The sequence below is a fragment of the Brenneria sp. L3-3C-1 genome (assembly GCF_016456245.1).
Classification (GTDB): Bacteria; Pseudomonadota; Gammaproteobacteria; order Enterobacterales; family Enterobacteriaceae; genus Brenneria.
The window spans coordinates 157,284-177,737 of the sequence record NZ_JAEMHF010000009.1 but is presented as its reverse complement, the minus strand read 5'-3'; the positions used below and the strand labels follow the sequence as shown (position 1 = coordinate 177,737).

General features: G+C 53.8%; 19 protein-coding genes. 3 read left to right on the top strand and 16 right to left on the bottom strand.

Features of this window, described 5'->3' with window-relative positions; translation table 11 throughout:
- Positions 1-107: 107 nt before the first annotated feature.
- Genes hemG through pepQ form a run of 4 tightly spaced genes read right to left on the bottom strand, consistent with a single transcriptional unit; the run spans position 108 to position 4,107 of the window.
- Complete coding sequence (gene hemG, locus JG725_RS16565; protein ID WP_199378878.1) at positions 108-647, bottom strand: menaquinone-dependent protoporphyrinogen IX dehydrogenase; 540 nt, start codon at positions 645-647, stop codon at positions 108-110.
- 22 nt (positions 648-669) lie between these two features.
- The gene (gene trkH, locus JG725_RS16560; RefSeq protein ID WP_199378876.1) at positions 670-2,121 is read right to left on the bottom strand and encodes a Trk system potassium transporter TrkH; all 1,452 of its coding nucleotides are present in this window, start codon (positions 2,119-2,121) and stop codon (positions 670-672) included.
- Positions 2,122-2,161: 40 nt separating this feature from the next.
- On the bottom strand, positions 2,162-2,776 hold the full coding sequence (locus JG725_RS16555) for an IMPACT family protein (protein WP_172291106.1): 615 nt from the start codon (positions 2,774-2,776) through the stop codon (positions 2,162-2,164).
- Positions 2,776-4,107: a Xaa-Pro dipeptidase gene (gene pepQ / locus JG725_RS16550; protein WP_199378874.1), complete on the bottom strand. Its 1,332-nt coding sequence runs from the start codon at positions 4,105-4,107 to the stop codon at positions 2,776-2,778. The genes JG725_RS16555 and pepQ overlap by 1 nt, the downstream gene beginning before the upstream one ends.
- 185 nt (positions 4,108-4,292) lie before the next feature.
- Here pepQ and fadB point away from each other — a divergent pair, with 185 nt between their 5' ends.
- Together fadB and fadA are read left to right on the top strand one after the other, a co-directional pair.
- Positions 4,293-6,482: a fatty acid oxidation complex subunit alpha FadB gene (gene fadB, locus JG725_RS16545; RefSeq protein ID WP_199378872.1), complete on the top strand. Its 2,190-nt coding sequence runs from the start codon at positions 4,293-4,295 to the stop codon at positions 6,480-6,482.
- An 11-nt stretch (positions 6,483-6,493) separates the two neighbouring features.
- The gene (fadA, locus tag JG725_RS16540) at positions 6,494-7,657 is read left to right on the top strand and encodes an acetyl-CoA C-acyltransferase FadA (RefSeq protein ID WP_199378886.1); all 1,164 of its coding nucleotides are present in this window, start codon (positions 6,494-6,496) and stop codon (positions 7,655-7,657) included.
- An 88-nt stretch (positions 7,658-7,745) separates the two neighbouring features.
- Here fadA and fre read toward each other — a convergent pair whose 3' ends face one another.
- Together fre and ubiD are read right to left on the bottom strand one after the other, a co-directional pair.
- Entirely contained in the window at positions 7,746-8,447 is a 702-nt protein-coding gene (gene fre, locus JG725_RS16535) for an NAD(P)H-flavin reductase (RefSeq protein ID WP_172291103.1), read from the bottom strand.
- Between the two features lie 53 nt (positions 8,448-8,500).
- Positions 8,501-9,997, bottom strand: coding sequence for a 4-hydroxy-3-polyprenylbenzoate decarboxylase (ubiD, locus tag JG725_RS16530; protein ID WP_199378870.1), 1,497 nt, complete (start codon positions 9,995-9,997; stop codon positions 8,501-8,503).
- 175 nt (positions 9,998-10,172) lie between these two features.
- Between ubiD and rfaH the strand changes: the two genes are divergently transcribed.
- Complete coding sequence (gene rfaH / locus JG725_RS16525; RefSeq protein ID WP_172291101.1) at positions 10,173-10,661, top strand: transcription/translation regulatory transformer protein RfaH; 489 nt, start codon at positions 10,173-10,175, stop codon at positions 10,659-10,661.
- Between the two features lie 39 nt (positions 10,662-10,700).
- Here the strand turns inward: rfaH and hemB are convergent, their stop codons facing one another.
- From hemB to argH, 10 genes are all read right to left on the bottom strand, one after another.
- Positions 10,701-11,723, bottom strand: a complete 1,023-nt coding sequence (gene hemB, locus JG725_RS16520) for a porphobilinogen synthase (protein WP_199378868.1) — start codon at positions 11,721-11,723, stop codon at positions 10,701-10,703.
- 17 nt (positions 11,724-11,740) lie between these two features.
- Positions 11,741-12,523 carry a 3'-5' ssDNA/RNA exonuclease TatD gene (tatD, locus tag JG725_RS16515; protein WP_199378866.1) on the bottom strand — a complete coding sequence of 261 codons (783 nt, stop codon included), beginning with the start codon at positions 12,521-12,523 and terminating at the stop codon, positions 11,741-11,743.
- A 22-nt stretch (positions 12,524-12,545) separates the two neighbouring features.
- Entirely contained in the window at positions 12,546-13,298 is a 753-nt protein-coding gene (gene tatC / locus JG725_RS16510) for a Sec-independent protein translocase subunit TatC (protein WP_172291098.1), read from the bottom strand.
- A gap of 3 nt (positions 13,299-13,301) precedes the next feature.
- Positions 13,302-13,823, bottom strand: a complete 522-nt coding sequence (gene tatB / locus JG725_RS16505) for a Sec-independent protein translocase protein TatB (RefSeq protein WP_172291097.1) — start codon at positions 13,821-13,823, stop codon at positions 13,302-13,304.
- A gap of 3 nt (positions 13,824-13,826) precedes the next feature.
- Complete coding sequence (tatA, locus tag JG725_RS16500) at positions 13,827-14,093, bottom strand: Sec-independent protein translocase subunit TatA (RefSeq protein ID WP_172291116.1); 267 nt, start codon at positions 14,091-14,093, stop codon at positions 13,827-13,829.
- Between the two features lie 80 nt (positions 14,094-14,173).
- Positions 14,174-15,814: a ubiquinone biosynthesis regulatory protein kinase UbiB gene (gene ubiB, locus JG725_RS16495; protein WP_199378864.1), complete on the bottom strand. Its 1,641-nt coding sequence runs from the start codon at positions 15,812-15,814 to the stop codon at positions 14,174-14,176.
- Positions 15,811-16,419 (bottom strand): SCP2 domain-containing protein, encoded by a 609-nt coding sequence (locus JG725_RS16490; RefSeq protein ID WP_199378862.1) that lies wholly within the window; start codon positions 16,417-16,419, stop codon positions 15,811-15,813. The genes ubiB and JG725_RS16490 overlap by 4 nt, the downstream gene beginning before the upstream one ends.
- A 12-nt stretch (positions 16,420-16,431) precedes the next feature.
- Positions 16,432-17,187: a bifunctional demethylmenaquinone methyltransferase/2-methoxy-6-polyprenyl-1,4-benzoquinol methylase UbiE gene (gene ubiE, locus JG725_RS16485; protein ID WP_172291094.1), complete on the bottom strand. Its 756-nt coding sequence runs from the start codon at positions 17,185-17,187 to the stop codon at positions 16,432-16,434.
- A 154-nt stretch (positions 17,188-17,341) separates the two neighbouring features.
- Positions 17,342-18,862 carry a DNA recombination protein RmuC gene (gene rmuC / locus JG725_RS16480; RefSeq protein WP_172291115.1) on the bottom strand — a complete coding sequence of 507 codons (1,521 nt, stop codon included), beginning with the start codon at positions 18,860-18,862 and terminating at the stop codon, positions 17,342-17,344.
- Positions 18,863-19,048: 186 nt separating this feature from the next.
- Positions 19,049-20,422, bottom strand: coding sequence for an argininosuccinate lyase (gene argH, locus JG725_RS16475; RefSeq protein ID WP_199378860.1), 1,374 nt, complete (start codon positions 20,420-20,422; stop codon positions 19,049-19,051).
- Positions 20,423-20,454: the final 32 nt, after the last annotated feature.

Sequence of the window (20,454 nt, the reverse complement as noted above, 5' to 3'; positions counted from 1 at the left end):
GTGTCAGTGGAGGCGCATTATAGGCACTTCCCCGCGGCTTACAAGCGCTAAATGCAAAAAAGCGACCGAGTGCGTTTTTTTTCGGCAATGCGCGGGAAAAGGCGACACTATGCGCTTTTTTTCAGCGTCAGTTGTCCGAACTCATGAGCGAAACGCGTTACCTGCTCCCAGTCGGTGTATTCTATTTCTTTACTGCTATCTGTTTCGCCGCCGGTCATATGCATAATCAACTGGATCATAACGCGGTCAAACCACCAATAGCGCGGATAGCGCAGCGCACCGGCGAAAACGCCGCAAAGATCCGGTTGCCACGGGGAATTCAGCAAAAACTTCCGCGTATAGGCGTTTGTCTGTAACGATCGTTTTTCCGGTTTGCGAGCCGTAAGATTAACTGAAAAGAAAGCGCTGGGTAGTTCCTGCAAGTAAGTCAGATGCTGCCGGATGAATTTATTTACCGCCGGATTAAAGCGTCCGTATCGTACGGAAGCGCCGATCAAAATCCGGTCATATTTATTCAAGTCGATGTCATTCGTACTTAACAAGCTGATGACATCACACTCCAACGAGCCTTTAAGCGAGTTGGCGATATACGAAGCTATCGCCCTAGTCTGCCCATCCTTACTGGAAAACAATATCAAAGCTTTCATCGTACTATTCCTTTTACCCGTATTATTCCCGCCAGAAAGTTGGCGTAAACAAGACTAAAAGAGTAAAGACCTCCAGACGCCCGAACAGCATAGTCAAAATCAATATCCACTTTGCCGTATCATTCATTGAGGTAAAGTTATCCGCCACGACGCCCAGCCCCGGGCCTAAATTATTTAGCGTAGCGGCAACAGCGGAGAAAGCAGAGAAATCATCCACGCCTGTCGCGATGACCGCCAGCATACTGACAATGAAAACCAGCGCATAAGCGGAAAAGAAGCCCCAAACAGCCTCCAATATCCGCTCTGGCAGCGCGCGCTGGCCCAATTTAATGGTATATACCGCATTAGGATGAACCAGCCTTTTCAATTCGCGCGAACCCTGTAGAAAAAGCAGCAGGATGCGGATCACTTTCAAACCGCCCCCGGTTGACCCCGCACACCCGCCAATAAAAGCGGAGCACAGCAGCAATATCGGCAAAAAAAGCGGCCAGGAAGCGATACTATCGGTGGTAAAACCCGCGGTAGTCGCCATCGAAACCACCTGAAAAAAAGCCTGATTCAGCGTCTGCATACCGCTGACATAAACGTTATGAAACCACAAGACAATAATGCATATCGCAACCAACGACATCTGAACGAAGATGAACATACGGAATTCGGGATCGCGCCAGTAAACCTTGAGGCTGCGCCCGCTCAATACCGCAAAGTGGAGACCGAAGTTACAGCCGGAAATCAGCAGGAACACCGCAACGATGGTGTTAATCGTCGGGCTGTTAAAATAACCGATGCTGGCGTCATGGGTGGAAAAGCCGCCAACAGAGACCGTTGAGAAACTATGACTGATGGCATCAAAAATAGGCATCCCCGCCAGCCAGAGTGAAACCGCACAGCCGATGGTAAGGAGCACGTAAATCAGCCATAGCGTTTTCGCCGTATCGGCAATCCGGGGACGCATTTTGTTATCTTTCAACGGCCCCGGCATTTCGGCACGATAGAGCTGCATACCGCCGACACCCAATATAGGCAGGATGGCGACGGCCAGCACAATGATCCCCATCCCGCCAAACCATTGCAGCATTTGCCGGTAGAAAAGAATGGCCTTCGGCAGGGAGTCCAGGCCGACCAGCGTGGTTGCGCCAGTGGTGGTTAACCCGGAGAAAGACTCAAAAAACGCATCGGTGATGCCCAGATTGGGATGCTCCGCAAACAGAAAGGGAAGCGCCCCCACGCTGCCCAGCACCGTCCAGAATAATACGACGATCAGAAACCCTTCCCGCGATTTCAGTTCATGTTTTTGCTTGCGGTTAGGCAACCACAGCACGATGCCGATAACCAGTGCGACTAAAAATGTCTGAGTGAAAGCCCGACCTGCGCCATCGCGATAGATCAAGGCCACCAGCCCGGGGATAAACATTGTCCCGGAGAACAGAATAACCAGCAGGCCCACAATACGGGTTATGGCGCGAAAGTGCATTGAAGAGTATTCCTTAATCATTCATGAAACAGCGCTGGGATTATTGTGAAATTGGCAATAAATGCAACGAGCCGCGGCTAATATCGCGCAATCTCATTATCGCTTCATCCACGCCCCTGACGGGAATAGCCAGACGCAATGTCACGTCAGCGCCATAGTCGCTGTGCAGTATCCGACCACCAAGATGGTATAGCAACGATTCAATCTGAGGTAGTAAGGCATAGTCACACCGCAAGCCATACTCTTTCTGTAAGACTTTCTCTTGCAGCGTTATTCGCTTTAGCGCTTGTTGAACCCCGCCGCCATACGCCTTTACCAGCCCGCCGGTACCCAATTGGATCCCGCCATAGTAACGCACGACAACCGCGGTAATTTCTCCGACGCCGCTGCCCATCAATTGCGCCAGCATCGGTTTACCGGCCGTGCCGGAAGGCTCGCCGTCATCAGAAAATCCAAGCTGTTGGGAATTGTCCGGCGCACCGGCGACGTATGCCCAGCAGTGATGCCGCGCCGTGGGATGCTGTTCTCTTGCCCGCTGAATAACGTCTTTGGCCGCGTCAACGCCATTCGTCGGCGCCAGCAGGGTGATAAAACGGCTTTTCTTAATTTCCTCACTCAGGCTGACTGGCGCCGCAGGTATCGGGTAGGCCTGCATCAGAGCAACTTCTGGTCGCGAGTCATGTTTTCAATCCGCTGCTCGTGGATAACGATATTGTCTTCGATACGGATGCCGCCAAACTGTTTTAGCGCATCAATCTTCTGCCAGTCAAAATGCTGGCTGAATTTACCTGCCCGCCAGGGTTCGAGCAGCGAGTCGATAAAATAGATACCGGGTTCGATAGTTATGACCATACCGGGCTCAAGTATGCGGGTACAGCGTAAATAAGGATGTCCGGAAGGCGCGGCCAGCTGCGTCCCGCTATCGTCCTGCATAAAGCCCGCGACATCATGTACCTGTAATCCCAGCAAATGCCCCAGGCCATGCGGCAGGAATGGCCCGGTTAAACCGTTTTCCACCATTGATTCTTCGCTGATCCCCTGAATCAACTGATGCGACGCCAACAGTTTGGCGACGCGTTGATGCATTTGAATATGGTAGTCGGTATAGCGCACCCCCGCCTGTATGGTATCAATCAGTCCAAGCTGTTCCTGATTCAGATCCTTCACCAACGCCGCAAAAGCATTGTCGCTTTGTGAGGAATACGTGCGGGTAAGATCAGCGGCATAGCCATTATATTCCGCGCCAGCATCAATCAGGAAACTGCGTACTTCCGACGGAACCTGGTGATCTAACTGAGTGTAGTGCAGTACTGCGGTATGTTCATTCAGCGCCACAATATTGCCATAAGGCACATCCGTATCCCTGTGGCCGGTGGCGGTCAGGTAGGCCAGATTGATATCAAACTCACTCATGCCGGACAGAAAAGCCTCATGGGCGGCACGATGGCCGACAACCGCGGTTTTCTGAGCTTCGCGCATACAGGCTAACTCATAGTCTGTTTTATAGGCGCGATAGTAATGCAGATAATCCAGCACCCCCTGAGGATTAATATTTTCAGCGCCGATCCCCAGACTCAAGGCGCGTTGTGGGGTATAGCCGATATACGCGACTCGTCGACGCGCGGCAGGAAGCAACCGGCCGATATCATCGGCGTTACGCAGAACCGAAATATCCACCTCATCCGTCCAGAAACTTTCCGGAACAGGCGCGACGTTATGCCAGTAGTCCACCGGGGAATAGAACCACAGCTTCGGCGGATTGACGCCATCAATCCATAACCAGCAATTGGGCACCTGAGTCACCGGCACCCAAGCTTTAAATTGCGGATTGACCTTAAAAGGGTAGTCGTGATCGTCCAGGAATACCGTCAATAACTCACCGGAGTGAATCAACAATGCGTCAAGCTGATGACGCGCCAGAACCGCCTGTGCGCGTTGCTGCAACGTAACCAGATGATGGTGATATAAAGAAGCCAGCTTTTCCATAGGTATCCCTGTTTGTCACTGCATTGTCTTTCCATTTTAACACAGCCGTAGTTCAACGGCAGCGCCTGGCGCTTTGTGATCTCTTCGGCAAAAAATCACTCGTTCATTTGCAAATAATTAACATTATAGCCACAATTCGATCATCTGGTCGTACCAGATCACTCACCCTGAATGCGGAGATCACCATGCTTTATCAAGGCGAAACGCTCTACCTTAACTGGCTTGAATACGGCATTGCGGAGTTGGTTTTTTCCGCGCCGGGTTCCGTCAATAAACTGGATACGCATACGGTAGCCAGCCTGGGTAAGGCATTGGATATACTGGCGGAACAGAAAGCATTGAAAGGGCTGTTGTTACGCTCGGATAAATCAGCCTTTATTGTCGGCGCCGATATCACGGAATTTCTCTCTTTGTTCGCCGCGCCGGCCGATAAGCTCCACCAGTGGCTGAATTTCGCCAACGGTATTTTCAATCGGCTGGAAGATCTGCCCGTCCCTACGCTTTCGGCGATTAATGGCTACGCGCTGGGAGGCGGCTGCGAGTGCGTTCTGGCGACCGATTTTCGGCTCGCCTCGGCCGATGCCCGTATCGGCCTGCCAGAAACCAAACTCGGCATCATGCCGGGATTTGGCGGAACCGTACGGTTACCACGCCTGTTGGGCGCAGACAACGCGCTGGAAATCATTGCCGCAGGCAAAGACCTCGGCGCGGCTGAAGCATTAAAAGTCGGTCTGGTACAGGCGGTCGTGGCCAATGAAAAGCTTGTTGCCGCCGCAATGCGGATATTAAAGCAAGCGATTAACGGTGAACTGGACTGGAAAGCCTATCGGCGCCCGAAACTTGAAGCCCTGAAACTCAGTAGCATTGAAGCCGGCATGAGTTTCACCACGGCGAAAGCGATGGTGCTGCAAACGGCCGGTAAACATTACCCCGCGCCAATGACCGCGGTAAACACCATCGAAGCCGCCGCGACGATGGCTCGTGATGAGGCATTGCGGCTTGAGACAAAAAATTTCGTCCCGCTGGCGCATTCCGACGCCGCGCGGGCGCTGGTCGGTATTTTCCTTAGCGATCGGTATGTCAAAGACAAAGCGAAAAAAATCGTCGGCGACATTCAACCACCGGGACAGGCAGCGGTATTGGGCGCAGGCATTATGGGCGGCGGCATCGCCTATCAGTCCGCGTTCAAAGGGGTGCCCATCCGCATGAAAGACATTAACCAAAAACCGCTCACGCTGGGGATGAATGAAGCGGCGACGCTGCTGAACAAACAGATGGCGCGCGGCAAGCTGGACGGTATGCAAATGGCGGGCATACTGGCGAACATTTGCCCAACGCTGGACTACGCTGGATTTGAACGGATGGATATCGTGGTTGAAGCCGTGGTCGAGAATCCCAAAGTGAAGGCCAGCGTACTGGCGGAAACCGAATCACAAGTCAGCGAGCGCACTATACTGGCATCAAATACCTCAACCATCCCGATTGCGCTGCTTGCCGCCTCATTAAAGCGGCCGCAAAATTTCTGTGGTATGCATTTCTTCAATCCGGTGCACCGTATGCCGCTGGTGGAAATTATCCGTGGCCCGCAGACTGACGAGAAAACCATCGCCCATGTGGTGGCCTATGCCGGCAAGATGGGGAAAACGCCGATTGTCGTCAATGATTGCCCGGGATTCTTCGTTAACCGGGTGCTGTTTCCCTACTTTGCCGCTTTCAGTTTATTGATGCGAGATGGCGCGGATTTTCGTGAGATTGATAAGGTCATGGAGAAACACTTCGGCTGGCCGATGGGCCCGGCGTACCTGCTGGATGTGGTCGGTATTGATACCGCGCACCATGCTCAGGCGGTGATGGCCGAAGGATTTCCACAGCGCATGGCGAAAGATTATCGCGATGCCATTGACGTACTGTTTGAACATCAGCGATTCGGCCAGAAAAATGGCCGAGGCTTCTATCGCTATCAAACGGACAACAAAGGAAAGCAGCGTAAAGAACAGGATGAAAATATCGATAGCATGCTGACGGCCATCAGCCAGCCACGACGACACTTCAGCGCTGAAGAGATCGTTGCCAGGCTGATGATCCCGATGATTAACGAGGTTGTTCGCTGTCTGGAAGAAGGCATCGTCGATAGTCCGGCGGAAGCGGACATGGCATTGGTGTACGGACTCGGTTTCCCGCCTTTCCACGGCGGCGCCTGCCGCTATCTGGACACGCAGGGCAGCGCCCGCTATGTCGAAATGGCGCAGCGACTGACGCACCTCGGGCCGATTTATCAGGTTCCGGATGGGCTGCGACAAAAAGCCAGCCGCAATGAAAGTTATTATCCCCCTGTCGCGCCGCACGCGGACGTTTCTCAAGGGCAACCAGCATGAGGTCGGAGAATATGGAAAACGTGGTGATTGTCGATGCCGTGCGTACGCCGATGGGCCGCTCCAAAGGCGGCGCATTCCGTCAGGTACGTGCTGAAGATCTGTCCGCTCATCTGATGCGTAGCTTGCTCAGCCGCAACCCTGCGCTTGAGGCGGGCGGCATTGATGATATTTACTGGGGCTGCGTGCAGCAAACGCTCGAACAGGGCTTCAACATCGCCCGCAATGCAGCCTTGCTGGCAGAAATTCCCGCCTCTGTTCCTGCCACCACGGTTAACCGGTTATGCGGCTCCTCTATGCAGGCGCTGCATGACGCGGCGCGCGCCATTATGGTTGGTGACGCTCATGTCTGTCTGATTGGCGGCGTTGAGCATATGGGCCACGTGCCGATGAATCATGGCGTGGATTTCCATCCCGGACTTAGCCGCACCGTCGCAAAGGCGGCGGGGATGATGGGATTGACCGCCGAAATGCTGGCTCGCCTACATAATATCAGCCGTGAAATGCAGGATCGGTTTGCCGCGCGTTCGCACCAGCGCGCCGCTAACGCAACGACGTCAGGTGCGTTTCGTCAGGAGATAGTCCCGACCGCCGGTCATGACGCCGATGGCGTTTTACAGCGCTTTGACTATGACGAGGTCATTCGTCCGGAAACCACCGCGTCCGGCCTCGCGGCGCTAAAGCCGGCCTTTGATCCGGTTAACGGCACCGTGACCGCCGGCAGTTCTTCCGCGCTGTCCGACGGCGCGGCAGCGATGTTAATCATGAGCGAATCGCGGGCGGCGTCATTGGGCTTGACCGCACGGGCGCGCATTCGTGCGATGGCCGTGGTCGGCTGTGAGCCTTCCATCATGGGATACGGCCCCGTTCCCGCCACCAGGCTGGCATTGAAACGGGCCGGCTTGAGCGTTGCAGACATTGACCTGTTTGAACTGAACGAAGCGTTCGCCGCACAAACTCTGCCGTGCATAAAAGATCTCGGTCTGCTGGAAACCATGGATGAGAAAGTGAACCTTAACGGCGGCGCGATTGCGCTCGGTCATCCGCTGGGCTGTTCCGGCGCCCGGATTTCCACCACGCTGATTAACCTGATGGAAAGCCGCGATGTGCAATTCGGCGTGGCGACCATGTGTATTGGTCTGGGCCAGGGGATTGCCACCGTATTTGAGCGGCCGTAAATACCGTCAGCCATTCAGGCGTAACCAATAAATCACCCCGCGGATCGTCAGGCGGGGTTTTTATTTTATTCGAGCGCAGACAACTTGCTCAGATAAACGAAAAAGCGTCGCTGAACATATTCGCCGCCAGCGCGCCGCGTTCATTACAGAAACGCTCGCGGGCGATTTTCGCCATTTCAAAGCGGCCGGCGATATAAATGTCCTGTTCGGCTAATGAGCCGTAATCCTGTAGTACCGCGCTTAATACGGTGCCGGTTCTGCCGTTCCAGCCCTCTTCCGGCTGCTCAACCACCGGGATCACCTGAAGATTGACGTATCGCGCAGCAAGTTTTTCCAACTCGGCAAGATCATAAAGGTGCTTGGTTTCCCTGCCGCCCCAATAGATCGCGATGGAACGTTCGGGTTGCTGCGCCAGCGCCGTCAGCAAAATAGAACGCACGTACGAAAACCCCGTACCGCCGGCAATCAGCACCAGCGGACGTTCGCTCTCTTCACGCAGCCATGCTTCACCATGCGGAATATCCACCGTCAGCGCTTTCTCTTTCAGGATACGCTCCATCACCGCCATAGCGTAAAGATTAAGCTCAGAAGCACCAATATGCAGTTCAATAAAGTTCTGCTCCATCGGCGTGGACGCCATCGAGAAAGGACGTTTATCGCGTTCGTCCATGACCACCATCAGATACTGACCAGCACGAAAAGAAAAAGGTGCCTCAGGTAATAAACGAACCCGATAAACCGTATCGGTTATTGCCTCTACCAAAGTCACTTTACAGCTCAATGTTGTCATGCATTCCCTCTGTAGGGTAATCGAAGCAAAACTGGAAACAGAGCAACCGCAAATTAACGCCGGGGTTCTCTGTCACTAAAAATGGCAAGGTCATCCCATATGGCATCAACACGTGCACATACCTGCGGATCTTTCTCGATCGGATGCCCCCACTCGCGTTGTGTTTCGCCCGGCCATTTGTTGGTGGCATCCAGTCCCATTTTGGAACCCAAACCGGAAACCGGTGAGGCAAAGTCCAGATAGTCTATCGGCGTATTTTCCACCAATACGGTATCTCGCGCCGGATCCATGCGTGTCGTGATCGCCCAGATGACATCTTTCCAGTCACGCGCATTGATGTCATCGTCACAGACAATAACAAACTTAGTGTACATAAATTGCCGTAAAAAAGACCAAACGCCCATCATGACGCGTTTGGCGTGACCGGCATACTGCTTCTTCATGGTAACGATCGCCAGACGATAAGAGCAACCCTCCGGCGGTAAATAAAAGTCGACGATCTCCGGAAATTGCTTTTGCAAAATCGGCACAAAGACTTCATTGAGCGCCACGCCCAGCACGGCGGGTTCATCCGGCGGACGCCCGGTATAAGTGGAATGATAAATCGCATCATGCCGCTGTGTTATGTGCGTCACGGTAAAGACCGGGAAGTCATCAACCTCATTGTAGTAACCGGTGTGGTCACCGTAGGGCCCTTCCGACGCCATTTCACCCGGCTCAATATAACCTTCCAAAACAATTTCCGCACTGGCGGGCACTTCCAAATCGTTGGAAAGACATTTTACGACTTCAGTTTTATGGCCGCGCAATAGCCCGGCAAAAGCATATTCAGATAACGAATCGGGTACGGGCGTGACCGCGGCCAGAATAGTGGCGGGATCGGCGCCCAACGCCACCGACACCGGGAAACGCTGGCCCGGATGTTCCTGACACCACTCCTGAAAATCCAGCGCGCCGCCGCGATGCGACAGCCAGCGCATAATCAGCTTGTTTTTACCCAGCACCTGCTGACGGTAAATGCCCAGATTCTGACGCTCTTTATTCGGGCCGCGCGTCACCGTCAGCCCCCAGGTAATCAGCGGCGCCGCATCCTCCGGCCAGCAGTGCATCACCGGTATGCGGCGTAAATCAACGTCATCCCCCTGCCACACCTGTTCCTGACAAGGCGCTGAAGCCAGCCGTTTCGTCGGCATATTAAGCACCTGGCGGAATTTAGGCATTTTATCCACCAGATCGCGAAATCCTTTCGGCGGTTCAGGCTCTTTCAGAAAGGCCAGCAGTTTTCCGACATCGCGCAACGCGCTGACGTCCTCCTGTCCCATTCCCATGGCGACGCGTTTTGCCGTGCCAAACAAGTTGCACAGCACCGGCATGTCATAGCCTTTCGGATTTTCAAACAGCAGCGCCGGGCCTTCCGCCCGCAGGGTACGGTCGGCTATTTCCGTCATTTCAAGATAGGGATCAATGGGCTGGCTAATGCGTTTCAATTCCCCTCTCTCTTCCAGCAGCGAGAGGAATTCGCGTAAATCACGATATTTCATGCTGATCATCGGGGCAGTCAGTGGAACTGGTTATTATAAAGTCTCTTCGCCGACCTGTCGCTTCTTAGTGTGGCTATTTATGGTCGCCGCAACGTGATATGGCGTTAAAAATTCCTGCTGAAAATTTTTTATCCACGTCGGCTTTTGTTATGCTTAGCCACCGAAATGACAAGTCTGCGAAATTATGGAAGCTTGGTATTTACTGTATTGCAAACGCGGTCAATTACTGCGGGCGAAAGAGCATTTAGAGCGCCAGGATGTTACCTGCCTGAGTCCGATGATCACGCTGGAAAAAATAGTACGGGGTAAACGTACCGAGGTTTGCGAGCCGTTGTTTCCGAACTACCTGTTTGTGGAGTTCGATCCTGAACGCATCCATACCACCACCATCAGCGCTACGCGCGGCGTAAGCAATTTCGTACGTTTCGGTAATCTGCCCGCCACCGTTCCGCAACAGGTGATCGATGACCTGTCGCAGCATCCGACACAGGGCGTTACCGATCCGCTGACGCCTCAGCCAGGCGATGAAGTAACGATCACCGATGGGATTTTTACCGGCCTGCAAGCTATCTATACGGAACCGGATGGGGAAGCCCGCTCAATGTTGTTGCTGAATTTGTTGAATAAACAGGTTCGCCAGAGCATTGATAATCGGCAATTTCAAAAAATGTAATCGTCAGGGACGGCGAAAACCGCCCTGACGTCACTGACATCAGCGCTGTAATTGCCCATCGCGTAACCACTGCGCGACGCGCTTGGCGAAGTAGGTCAGTACACCGTCCGCCCCGGCACGTTTAAAGCACAGCAGCGATTCCATGACGACAGGCTGCTCCTGTAGCCAGCCATTCTGAATAGCCGCCATATGCATCGCGTACTCTCCGGACACCTGATAGGCGAAAGTCGGCACGCCGAACGTCTCTTTCACGCGCGTAACCACATCCAGATAGGGCATACCCGGTTTTACCATCACCATATCGGCGCCTTCCTGAAGATCCTGGGCAATTTCCTGCAAGGCCTCATCGCCGTTGGCCGGATCCATTTGATAGGTTTTTTTATCGCCGCCTTTCAGATTGCCGGCGGAACCCACCGCATCACGGAACGGGCCGTAATAACAGGACGCATATTTCGCCGAATACGCCATAATCTGCGTATTAATCAGACTCTGCGCTTCCAGCGTCTCGCGAATAGCGCCAATACGCCCGTCCATCATATCGCTAGGCGCGATAATTTCCGCGCCCGCTTGTGCATGCGACAGCGCCTGACGCACCAGAATCTCTTTCGTGACATCGTTAATAACATAACCATCTGCATCGATGATGCCATCCTGCCCGTGCGTGGTATAGGGATCGAGCGCCACATCCGTCAACAGCCCCAGTTCCGGCACCGCGTCTTTGAGGGCGCGAACCGCACGCTGAACCAGACCATCCGGGTTATAGGCTTCTTCGGCATGTAATGATTTTTTATCCGCCTCGATTACCGGAAACAACGACAGTACCGGGATGCCAAGTTTAGCGATGTCCTCAGCCTCCCTTAGCAATACATCAATGGTCATCCGGTATACGCCTGGCATAGAAGGGACTTCCTGCTGATGGTTTTTTCCTTCCATGACGAAAACGGGATAGATCAGATCGTTTACCGTCAGTTGATTTTCAGCAACCAGGCGGCGACTGAAGTCGTGACGACGCAGACGACGCAGACGTCGGCCAGGGAACGTACCGGGAAAAACATTGCTCATATAATTATTCTCCTGAATCAAGCCAGTTGGAAAACCCGGCGGGCGTTTTCATCTGTTTTCTGCCCCAGCCACGCGGCATCTTCTTCGCGCCAACCCGCGACCTGACGGACAATGTGCGGCAGAAAACAGGATTCATTACGGCGGGATGCGGGCTTGGGCGTTAAATCCCGGGGCAATAAATAGGGGGCGTCGGTTTCCAATAACAGCCGATCGGCTGGAATATCCGTTAACAACGCGCGCAGCTCAAGGCCCCGCCGCTCATCGCACACCCAACCGGTAATGCCGATCATTAACCCTGCCGACAGACATTCTTCAAGCTCACTGCGGTTCCCGGTAAAGCAATGGATAACCGCAGCAGGCAATTTGCTCAACCAGGGCGTCAGCAAGGTAATAAAACGGGCGTGGGCGTCGCGACAGTGCAGAAACACGGGCAGCGATAACTCCGCCGCCAACGCCAGTTGGGCGCTGAATGCCTGTTCCTGTTGCTCAGGGGGGGAAAAGTTGCGGTTGAAATCGAGTCCGCATTCGCCGATCGCAACCACGGGATCGGATTGCGCCATGCGGTAAATCTGCTCAGCGGCCGACGCCTGCCAACGGCTGGCATCATGGGGATGAACACCCGCCGTTGCCCAGCAGTAATCCGGATACGCCAATGCCAGCGCCAATGCCTGACGGCTTTCATCAACGTTGGTGCCCGTCACCAGCATACCGCGGACGCCAGCTTGTTTAGCCCGGGCAATCACTTGCCCGCGGTCTTTCGCAAACTGCGTACTGGTTAAATTAACTCCGATATCAAACATGTGCTGACGTATTCGCAGATAGCTACGGTGAAGGTTCTTCCGCTTTCGCCCGGCGACCTTTGCCCACATAAAACCGGGAGAAGAACACACCGATTTCAAACAACAGATACATGGGGAGAGCCAGCAACGTCTGCGAGAACACATCGGGCGGCGTCAATAACATACCGACGATAAAAGCGCCGACCAACATATAAGGCCGTTTCTTTTTCAGGTCTTCCGGCGTGACCACGCCGCTCCAGCATAACAATACAATCGCGATCGGCACTTCAAACGACACGCCGAAGGCCATAAATAGCGCCATGACAAAATCGAGGTAATTGTTGATATCAGTCGCAATCAATACGCCTTCCGGGGCGGTTTTGGCAAAGAAGCCAAACGCCAGCGGAAAAACCACGAAGTAGGCAAACGCCATACCGGCATAAAACAACAGGCTACTGGAAACCAACAGCGGTATCATCAAGCGACGTTCATGCTTGTACAGGGCCGGCGCAATAAATGCCCAAACCTGATACAACACCAGCGGCGCCGAGACAAACACCGACACAATCATGGTGAGTTTTATCGGCGTAAAAAACGGCGATGCCACATCGGTGGCGATCATGCTGGCACCGGCGGGAAGTTTCGCAATCAGCGGAGCGGAAACCATCTGGTAAATGTCATTAGCAAAGTAAATCAGTGCGAAAAACACCACCAGCACACAAATAATACTGTTCAGCAACCGCTTACGCAGTTCGATCAGGTGACTAATCAGCGGTTGGGTATCTTCAGCGGCCATAAACTAACGATCATCACTTGGTTGACGGGCAGAAGCAGCAGGGGAGTGCTCAGGTTTGATTTTGTTGTCCGAAACCGGTACAGGCGCGATCGGATTGTCATCAGGCTGGTGATTAACCGCAACCGATTCCGGCGCTTTTTCCGTGTCGATCACGCCATCATGAACAGCCTCGGGATCGTTGAGCGGCTGATAGGATGACGGTTCCGCCGAATCCTCGCTCTGGGGCGATTTTTCAGCATAGCTGCGCTTCATGGCTTCTGCCGCTTCTTTCAGTTCATCCATGGAGGCTTTCAATTCCGGCGACAGATTTTGCAGGCTGGCTTTCTCTACTTTCTTGAGGCTGTCCTGTAATTCCTGCAATTTCAATTCCTGCGACAGCTCATTCTGAACCGTGGACGCCAGCGAACGCAGTGTTCTAATCCAGCCGGCCACTGTCTTAACCGCCACGGGCAAACGTTCTGGCCCAAGAACCACCAAGCCAATCACCATTACCAGTAGCAGTTCGCTAAACCCGATATCGAACACCGATTATACCTGCTCTTTATGCTTGCTCTTTGCTTCATCCTGCTTAACAACTTCCGGCTGTTGGTCTGCAATCGATTTGGTTGCAAAATCAGCATCCTGCTGTGTTTTATCAGCATTATTCGCTGACGGTTGCTCATCGCCCATGGCTTTTTTAAAGCCTTTGATGGAAGCGCCCAAGTCTGAGCCCAAGGTTCTCAGCTTGTTGGTACCAAACAGCAATACGACGATCACTGCGATAATCAACAGGTTCCAAATACTAATACCGCCCATAATATTTACCTCTTTCAAAAGGGGGTCACCCAGATTACCCTCAGTATATAGGGTAATCTGGTTATGCATCATGATCTGCTTCAACGAGTTCGTCGCCAGCCGATAATCCAGGCGATAATTCCCGCGGCCATCAAACCAGAAGGAACAATGTCCGCTTCCACGTGACTGACCAGCAACACCGTACCACTTATTAATAGCGTTGCGCCAATTCCCAGTAGATAACGGGATTGTCCCTGACGAACATGCTGCGTGCGCAATTCATCGGCAAGCTTGTCGACACTCTGCCGCAGTATCTTGTGCTGACGTAAACCGTCATAGAATAATTCGGGGATCTCCGGCAATTTTTCGGCCCAGAACGGCGCCTTTTCCTTTAATGCCCGAATAACGGCAGGCAAGCCAACCTGCTCTTTCAGCCAGTTTTCTAAAAATGGTTTTGCTGTTTTCCACAGATCCAACTGCGGATAGAGCTGGCGTCCAATCCCTTCAATATACAGCAGCGTTTTTTGCAACAGCACCAGTTGTGGCTGTACTTCCATGTTAAAACGACGAGCCGTATTAAAGAGATTCAATAATACATGACCGAATGAAATTTCCGCTAACGGCTTTTCAAAAATAGGCTCGCAAACGGTGCGAATAGCAAACTCGAAGTCCTCAACGTTGGTATCCGCCGGCACCCAGCCTGAATCCACATGCAACTCGGCCACCTTACGATAGTCACGATTGAAGAACGCAATAAAGTTCTCCGCCAGATAGCGTTTATCTTCCTTGTTCAGCGAGCCGACAATCCCGCAGTCAATCCCAATGTACTGAGGATCGTCCGGGTGTTCGTAACTGATAAAAATATTGCCGGGATGCATATCCGCATGAAAGAAACTGTCGCGGAATACCTGGGTAAAGAAAACCTGAACCCCGCGTTCCGCCAGTAACTGCAAATTGGTGCCATTGGCTTTCAAGGCTTCAATATCAGAAACCGGAATGCCATAGATCCGCTCCATCACCAGCATACTCTCAGTGCAGTAATCCGAGTACACTTCAGGAATGTACAGCATACGGCTGCCTTCAAAATTACGCCGCAGTTGAATCGCATTGGCCGCTTCACGCAACAGATTCAATTCATCAAGCAACGTTTTTTCATACTCGCGCACCACCTCTCGCGGGCGCAGACGCCGGCCATCCGGCAATAGTCTCGGCAGCCAGCCGGCCAGACGCTTCATCAGCCGCATATCGGCCTGAATCACCGGTAAAATATCAGGCCGGATCACCTTAATGACGATATCTTTGCCGGTGGCTTTCAGACGAGCGGTATGAACCTGCGCAATCGATGCCGATGCCAGCGGCTTCACATCAAAATCATCAAACCAGTTTTCCAGCGGGATGCCGCCCATCGACAGCTCGATTTGTTTGCGCGCCAACATACCGTCAAAAGGTTCGACCCGGTCTTGCAGCATAGCCAGTTGTTCGGCAATGGCGGGCGGGAACAAATCACGCCGCGTCGACATCATTTGACCGAACTTGATCCACACCGGGCCAAGCTCTTGCAGCGCCAAACGCAAACGCTCGCCCAACGGCATGCGGCTGTGCCGATTCGGCAACCAAAATAACAGCCGGCGGCCAAAACGCAGCGGGATGGTCAAACGCATTTTGGGGATGAGCTCATCCAGCCCATAGCTCAGCAAAACGCGTACGATGCTGTAAAGCCGCAGCAGTTCACTTGGCATCATGGCAGGGCCTCCAGTTTCGCCAGCCGTTCAGCCAGATTGTCCGTGGATTTCTCCAGTGCGGCGATTTCATCCTGGAACCAGGCGTTTTCAAGTTTTCCCGGCGCTAACCGCCACTCTTCGGTAAGCGTCTCGGATAAGGCGTGCCGCTGTCTGCGCAATGTACGCCGCAGTAAATTCAGCGTCTTCTGCGCGGTCTGACTCAGCCCCTGCGCAACCACATCCCCCAGATAAGGCGCCAGCCATTCCGCCGGATCAAACTCGGCCAAATCAAGCAGCCCGATAAACTGCTGCACGACCTGGATATCGCCCTCAATGATCAAATCGCCGCTGCGCATCAGCGAAGAGAGGTGCTGCCGATCGCGCAGCTTCATCAGAACCGGTAAACGCGTCTTTAGCCGGCAATCCGCCGGTTCCCCCCACTCGCTCATCACATCGAGCCGGTGTTCGCTGAAGATAAGCACCAGCGGCGCGTTCAGTTCAGATAGCTCGATTTGCAGCGTTTTGCCGTGCAGGCGCTGACGCGCCGCTTTCATACCGCGGTCACGAAACAGTAGTTGATTCAGCGCAGTTTCCAGCGAAGCAGTCAGCACAGACGTTATCAGCATTGGCCTTCCCAATCAGAATTTAAAACCACGATGCAACGCGACAATCCCACCGGTAAGATTGAAATAATTGACACTGTCAAAGCCCGCGTCGCTCATCATCCCTTTCAGGGTTTCCTGATCGGGGTGCATACGGATAGATTCAGCCAGATAGCGGTAGCTCCCGGCGTCGCTCGCGACCATCTCGCCAATTCTAGGCAGGATGTGGAACGAATAGGCGTCATAAACCTTGCTCAGCGGTTTCATCACCGGCTTGGAGAATTCCAGCACCAGCAACCGGCCGCCGGGTTTCAAAACGCGATACATGGAGCGCAGCGCTTTATTTTTATCGGTAACGTTACGCAAGCCGAAGGAAATGGTGATGCAGTCAAAGAAATTATCCGGGAACGGCAGTTCTTCGGCGTTTGCCTGCACATAGCTGACATTATTGATAATGCCTTTATTGCGCAGTTTCTCACGGCCGACTTTTAGCATGGAAGCATTGATATCGGCTAAAACGACTTCCCCTTCGTCGCCCACAATACGGGAAAATTTCGCCGTCAGATCGCCAGTGCCGCCGGCGACATCCAGCACACGCTGACCGCGCCGCACGCCGCTGCACTCAATGGTGAATCTTTTCCAGATTCGATGAATGCCGAAAGACATCAGGTCATTCATCAGGTCATATTTTGCTGCGACAGAATGAAAAACGTCAGCCACCATGACTTCTTTCTCATCCTTGGCGACAGTGCGAAAACCAAAATCGGTCGTTTTCTCCGGCTCATTTGCCATTTTATCCGCCTACTTATTCAGTCAAATTTCGGGTCTACCGGTTATTGGGAAGAGTGTAACAGACCCGGATAAAAAGCCCACCGCCCTTCTTTGCCGAAAAGGGACGAAAAGCCATTGCGACAGCTACCCGCCAAGCCTGCGACGCAGAAAAAACCTAACGTCCTTCCGCATCGATTGCCGACGGTTTACCGTCGCCGGCCGTATCCGCCAGCGCCTCGCCGGCGGCGTTTTCATGGTCGGTTGCCTGCTCCGCCAGCGATGGGCTGATGGGACGCTTTACCTCCACCCCCAATGCGCGAAAACCTTCGGCCTGGCCGATAAGATTACCACGACCGGAAGCCAGTTTATTCATCGCCTGACGGTAGCTGCCGTGCGCCCTATCCAGGCTTTGCCCCAACGTTTCCATATCATCGACAAACAAACGCAGTTTATCGTACAGCCTCGCGGCTCGTTCAGCGATCTGCTGTGCGTTGCGACTCTGCTGTTCATAACGCCACAGGTTGTTGATGGTGCGTAACGCCACCAGCAACGTGGTCGGGCTTACCAGCATAATATTGTGCTTCAGCGCTTCAGCGATCAACTCCGGCTGGCGATCGATCGCCACCAGAAACGCCGGTTCGACAGGAATAAACATCAAAACATAATCCAGCGAACGCAGCCCCGGCAACTGTTGGTAGTCTTTGCCGCCTAACAGGCGAATATGACCGCGCACCGAAAGCAAATGCTCATTAAGGGCGGCCAAACGCTCGGCGTCGTCTTCGCTGTTAAAATAGCGCTCATAGGCGACCAGCGACATCTTGGCGTCAATCACCACATCTTTGCCTTGCGGCAAACGGACAATCACATCCGGCTGCATACGGTTATTCGCGCCGGTCTGTACGCTGACTTGAGTCTGGTATTCATAGCCTTCGCGCAGCCCGGAGGCTTCCAGCACCCGGCTGAGCACCACCTCGCCCCAGTTTCCCTGCGTCTTATTGTCTCCTTTCAGGGCCTTGGTGAGATTAATCGCTTCGCGGGCCATCTGCGCATTGAGCTGTTGCAGATTACGAATTTCATGCGTCAGGGTGTGGCGTTCACGGGCTTCAGCGCCAAAGCTATCCTGAACCTGACGCCGGAAACCATCAAGCTGTTCGCGCAGCGGCATCAACAGACGATCCAGACTCTGTTTATTCTGTTCATCCACCTTGCGGCCGCTGTGCTCAAAAATACGGTTCGCCAGATTTTCAAACTGCGTGGTCAGCCGCTGCTCGCTGTTTATCAGCAGACGCTGTTTCTCTTCGGCGGCCATGCGCGTTTCTTCAAGCCGGATGGTGACCTCGCGCAGCTCCGCCTCTTGAGCGCTATTGACCTCACGCAAGGCGCGCAGTTCCTGATTTAACTGAACGCATTCCTCACGCAGTTGCGCCAGCTGTTGCAACTTTTCCTGACTGGCGGCCAACTGGCCATGAACGTTGCGCAACGCCAGTTCATTTTCACGTAATTGCTGTTCATGCTGTTTTCTCGCCTGCTGACTTTCGTTCAGCAACTGTTGGGTCTGCTGCAATGTCTGTTCAAGCAAACGCCGATCGGTTTCATGACGAGACTGCCGCTGCTGGTGCGATACGCCGACGATGAGCCAACCGGCCAACAGACCAATAACGCCGCCGCCCAATCCATAAAATATGCTGATATCCACTGCGCCTCCGCTGGCTGCCATTGCTGCTCGTCAAAGTAGAATGATACTGTATGGATGTCCAGAGGCAATGCTGATAATGAAACAAATTTGGCGAAAAGCGCGGTGAAAAATCAGAAAATGCGGGCGGGATTGCGATTTGGCGATGAAACAAACAAGGCCGGTACAGTGACCGGCCTCAGATAACCGTCAGCTCAGACGCTGTTTCGCCTCGCTGATGGCTTTCGCCACCTGCTGCGGCGACACGCCGCCCTGCGCGGCGCGTTTATCCAGACAGGATTGCAGCGACAGGATCGGGTAAACATCGTCAGCGATAACGGCGCTGAACGCCTGCAAGTCGGCTAACGGCAGGGCTTCCAGCGCTTTCCCCTGACGAATGGCCTCCACCACCGCCTCACCGACGATATGGTGCGCCTCGCGGAACGGAACGCCTTTCGCCACCAGATAATCCGCCAGCTCCGTGGCGTTGGCGTAACCCTGCTCGGCCGCTTCCTGACAACGCGGACGCTTCACCTGAATGCCTTCCAGCACCAGAGCCGCCATCATCAGACAGTCATGCCAGGTATCCAGCGCATCGAACAACCCTTCCTTGTCTTCCTGCATGTCTTTGTTGTACGCCAGCGGCAGCCCTTTCAGCGTCATCATCATACCAGTCAACGCGCCCTGAACCCGGCCGCATTTGCCGCGGATCAGCTCCAGCGCATCGGGGTTCTTCTTCTGCGGCATCAGCGATGAGCCGGAAGTCACACGGTCGGAAAGCTCCACAAAAGCCGCTTCGCCGCTGTTGAAGAAAATCAGGTCTTCGGCAAAACGGGATAAATGCACCATGCCGATCGACGCATCAGACAACAGCTCCAGTACGTGATCGCGGTCAGAGACCGTATCCAGGCTGTTGCGCGTGGCGCCGGCAAATCCCAGCCAGCCCGCCAGTTGTTCGCGGTCGATGGGATAGGCGGTGCCGGCCAATGCGCCGCAGCCCAGCGGGCTGACGTCCAGACGCTTCAGCGTATCTTCCAGACGGCTTTCGTCGCGCACCAGCATTTCATGATAAGCCAGACACCAGTGGGCAAACGTGACCGGCTGGGCGCGTTGCAGGTGAGTATAACCCGGCATCACCGCGTCCTGATTGGCTTCCGCCGTGGTGACCAGCGCCTGACGCAACTGGCGCACCGCCAGCAGCAGTTCGGCAACCTGCGCCTTGCACCACAGCTTCAGATCGGTCGCGACCTGATCGTTGCGGCTGCGCCCGGTGTGCAGTTTCTTGCCCAAATCGCCGACCTTTTCGATCAAACGCTGCTCGACCCAGCTATGAATATCTTCCGCATCGCTTTGCAGGATCATTTCAGGATCGACCCGCACTTCGCTCAGCAACGCGTTCAGCGCCTGTTCCAACTGCTGTTGCTCCTGACGGCTGAGCACATTGACGGTAACCAATGCTTTCGACCAGCCAATCGAGCCGATGATGTCCTGCTCTGCCAGACGGTAATCAAACCGCAGTGAGTCATTGAACTGTTTAAAACGTTGATCTGCCGCCTGACTAAACCGACCGCCCCACAAAGCCATAACCCTTACTCCTGAAATTCAGATAAATGCAG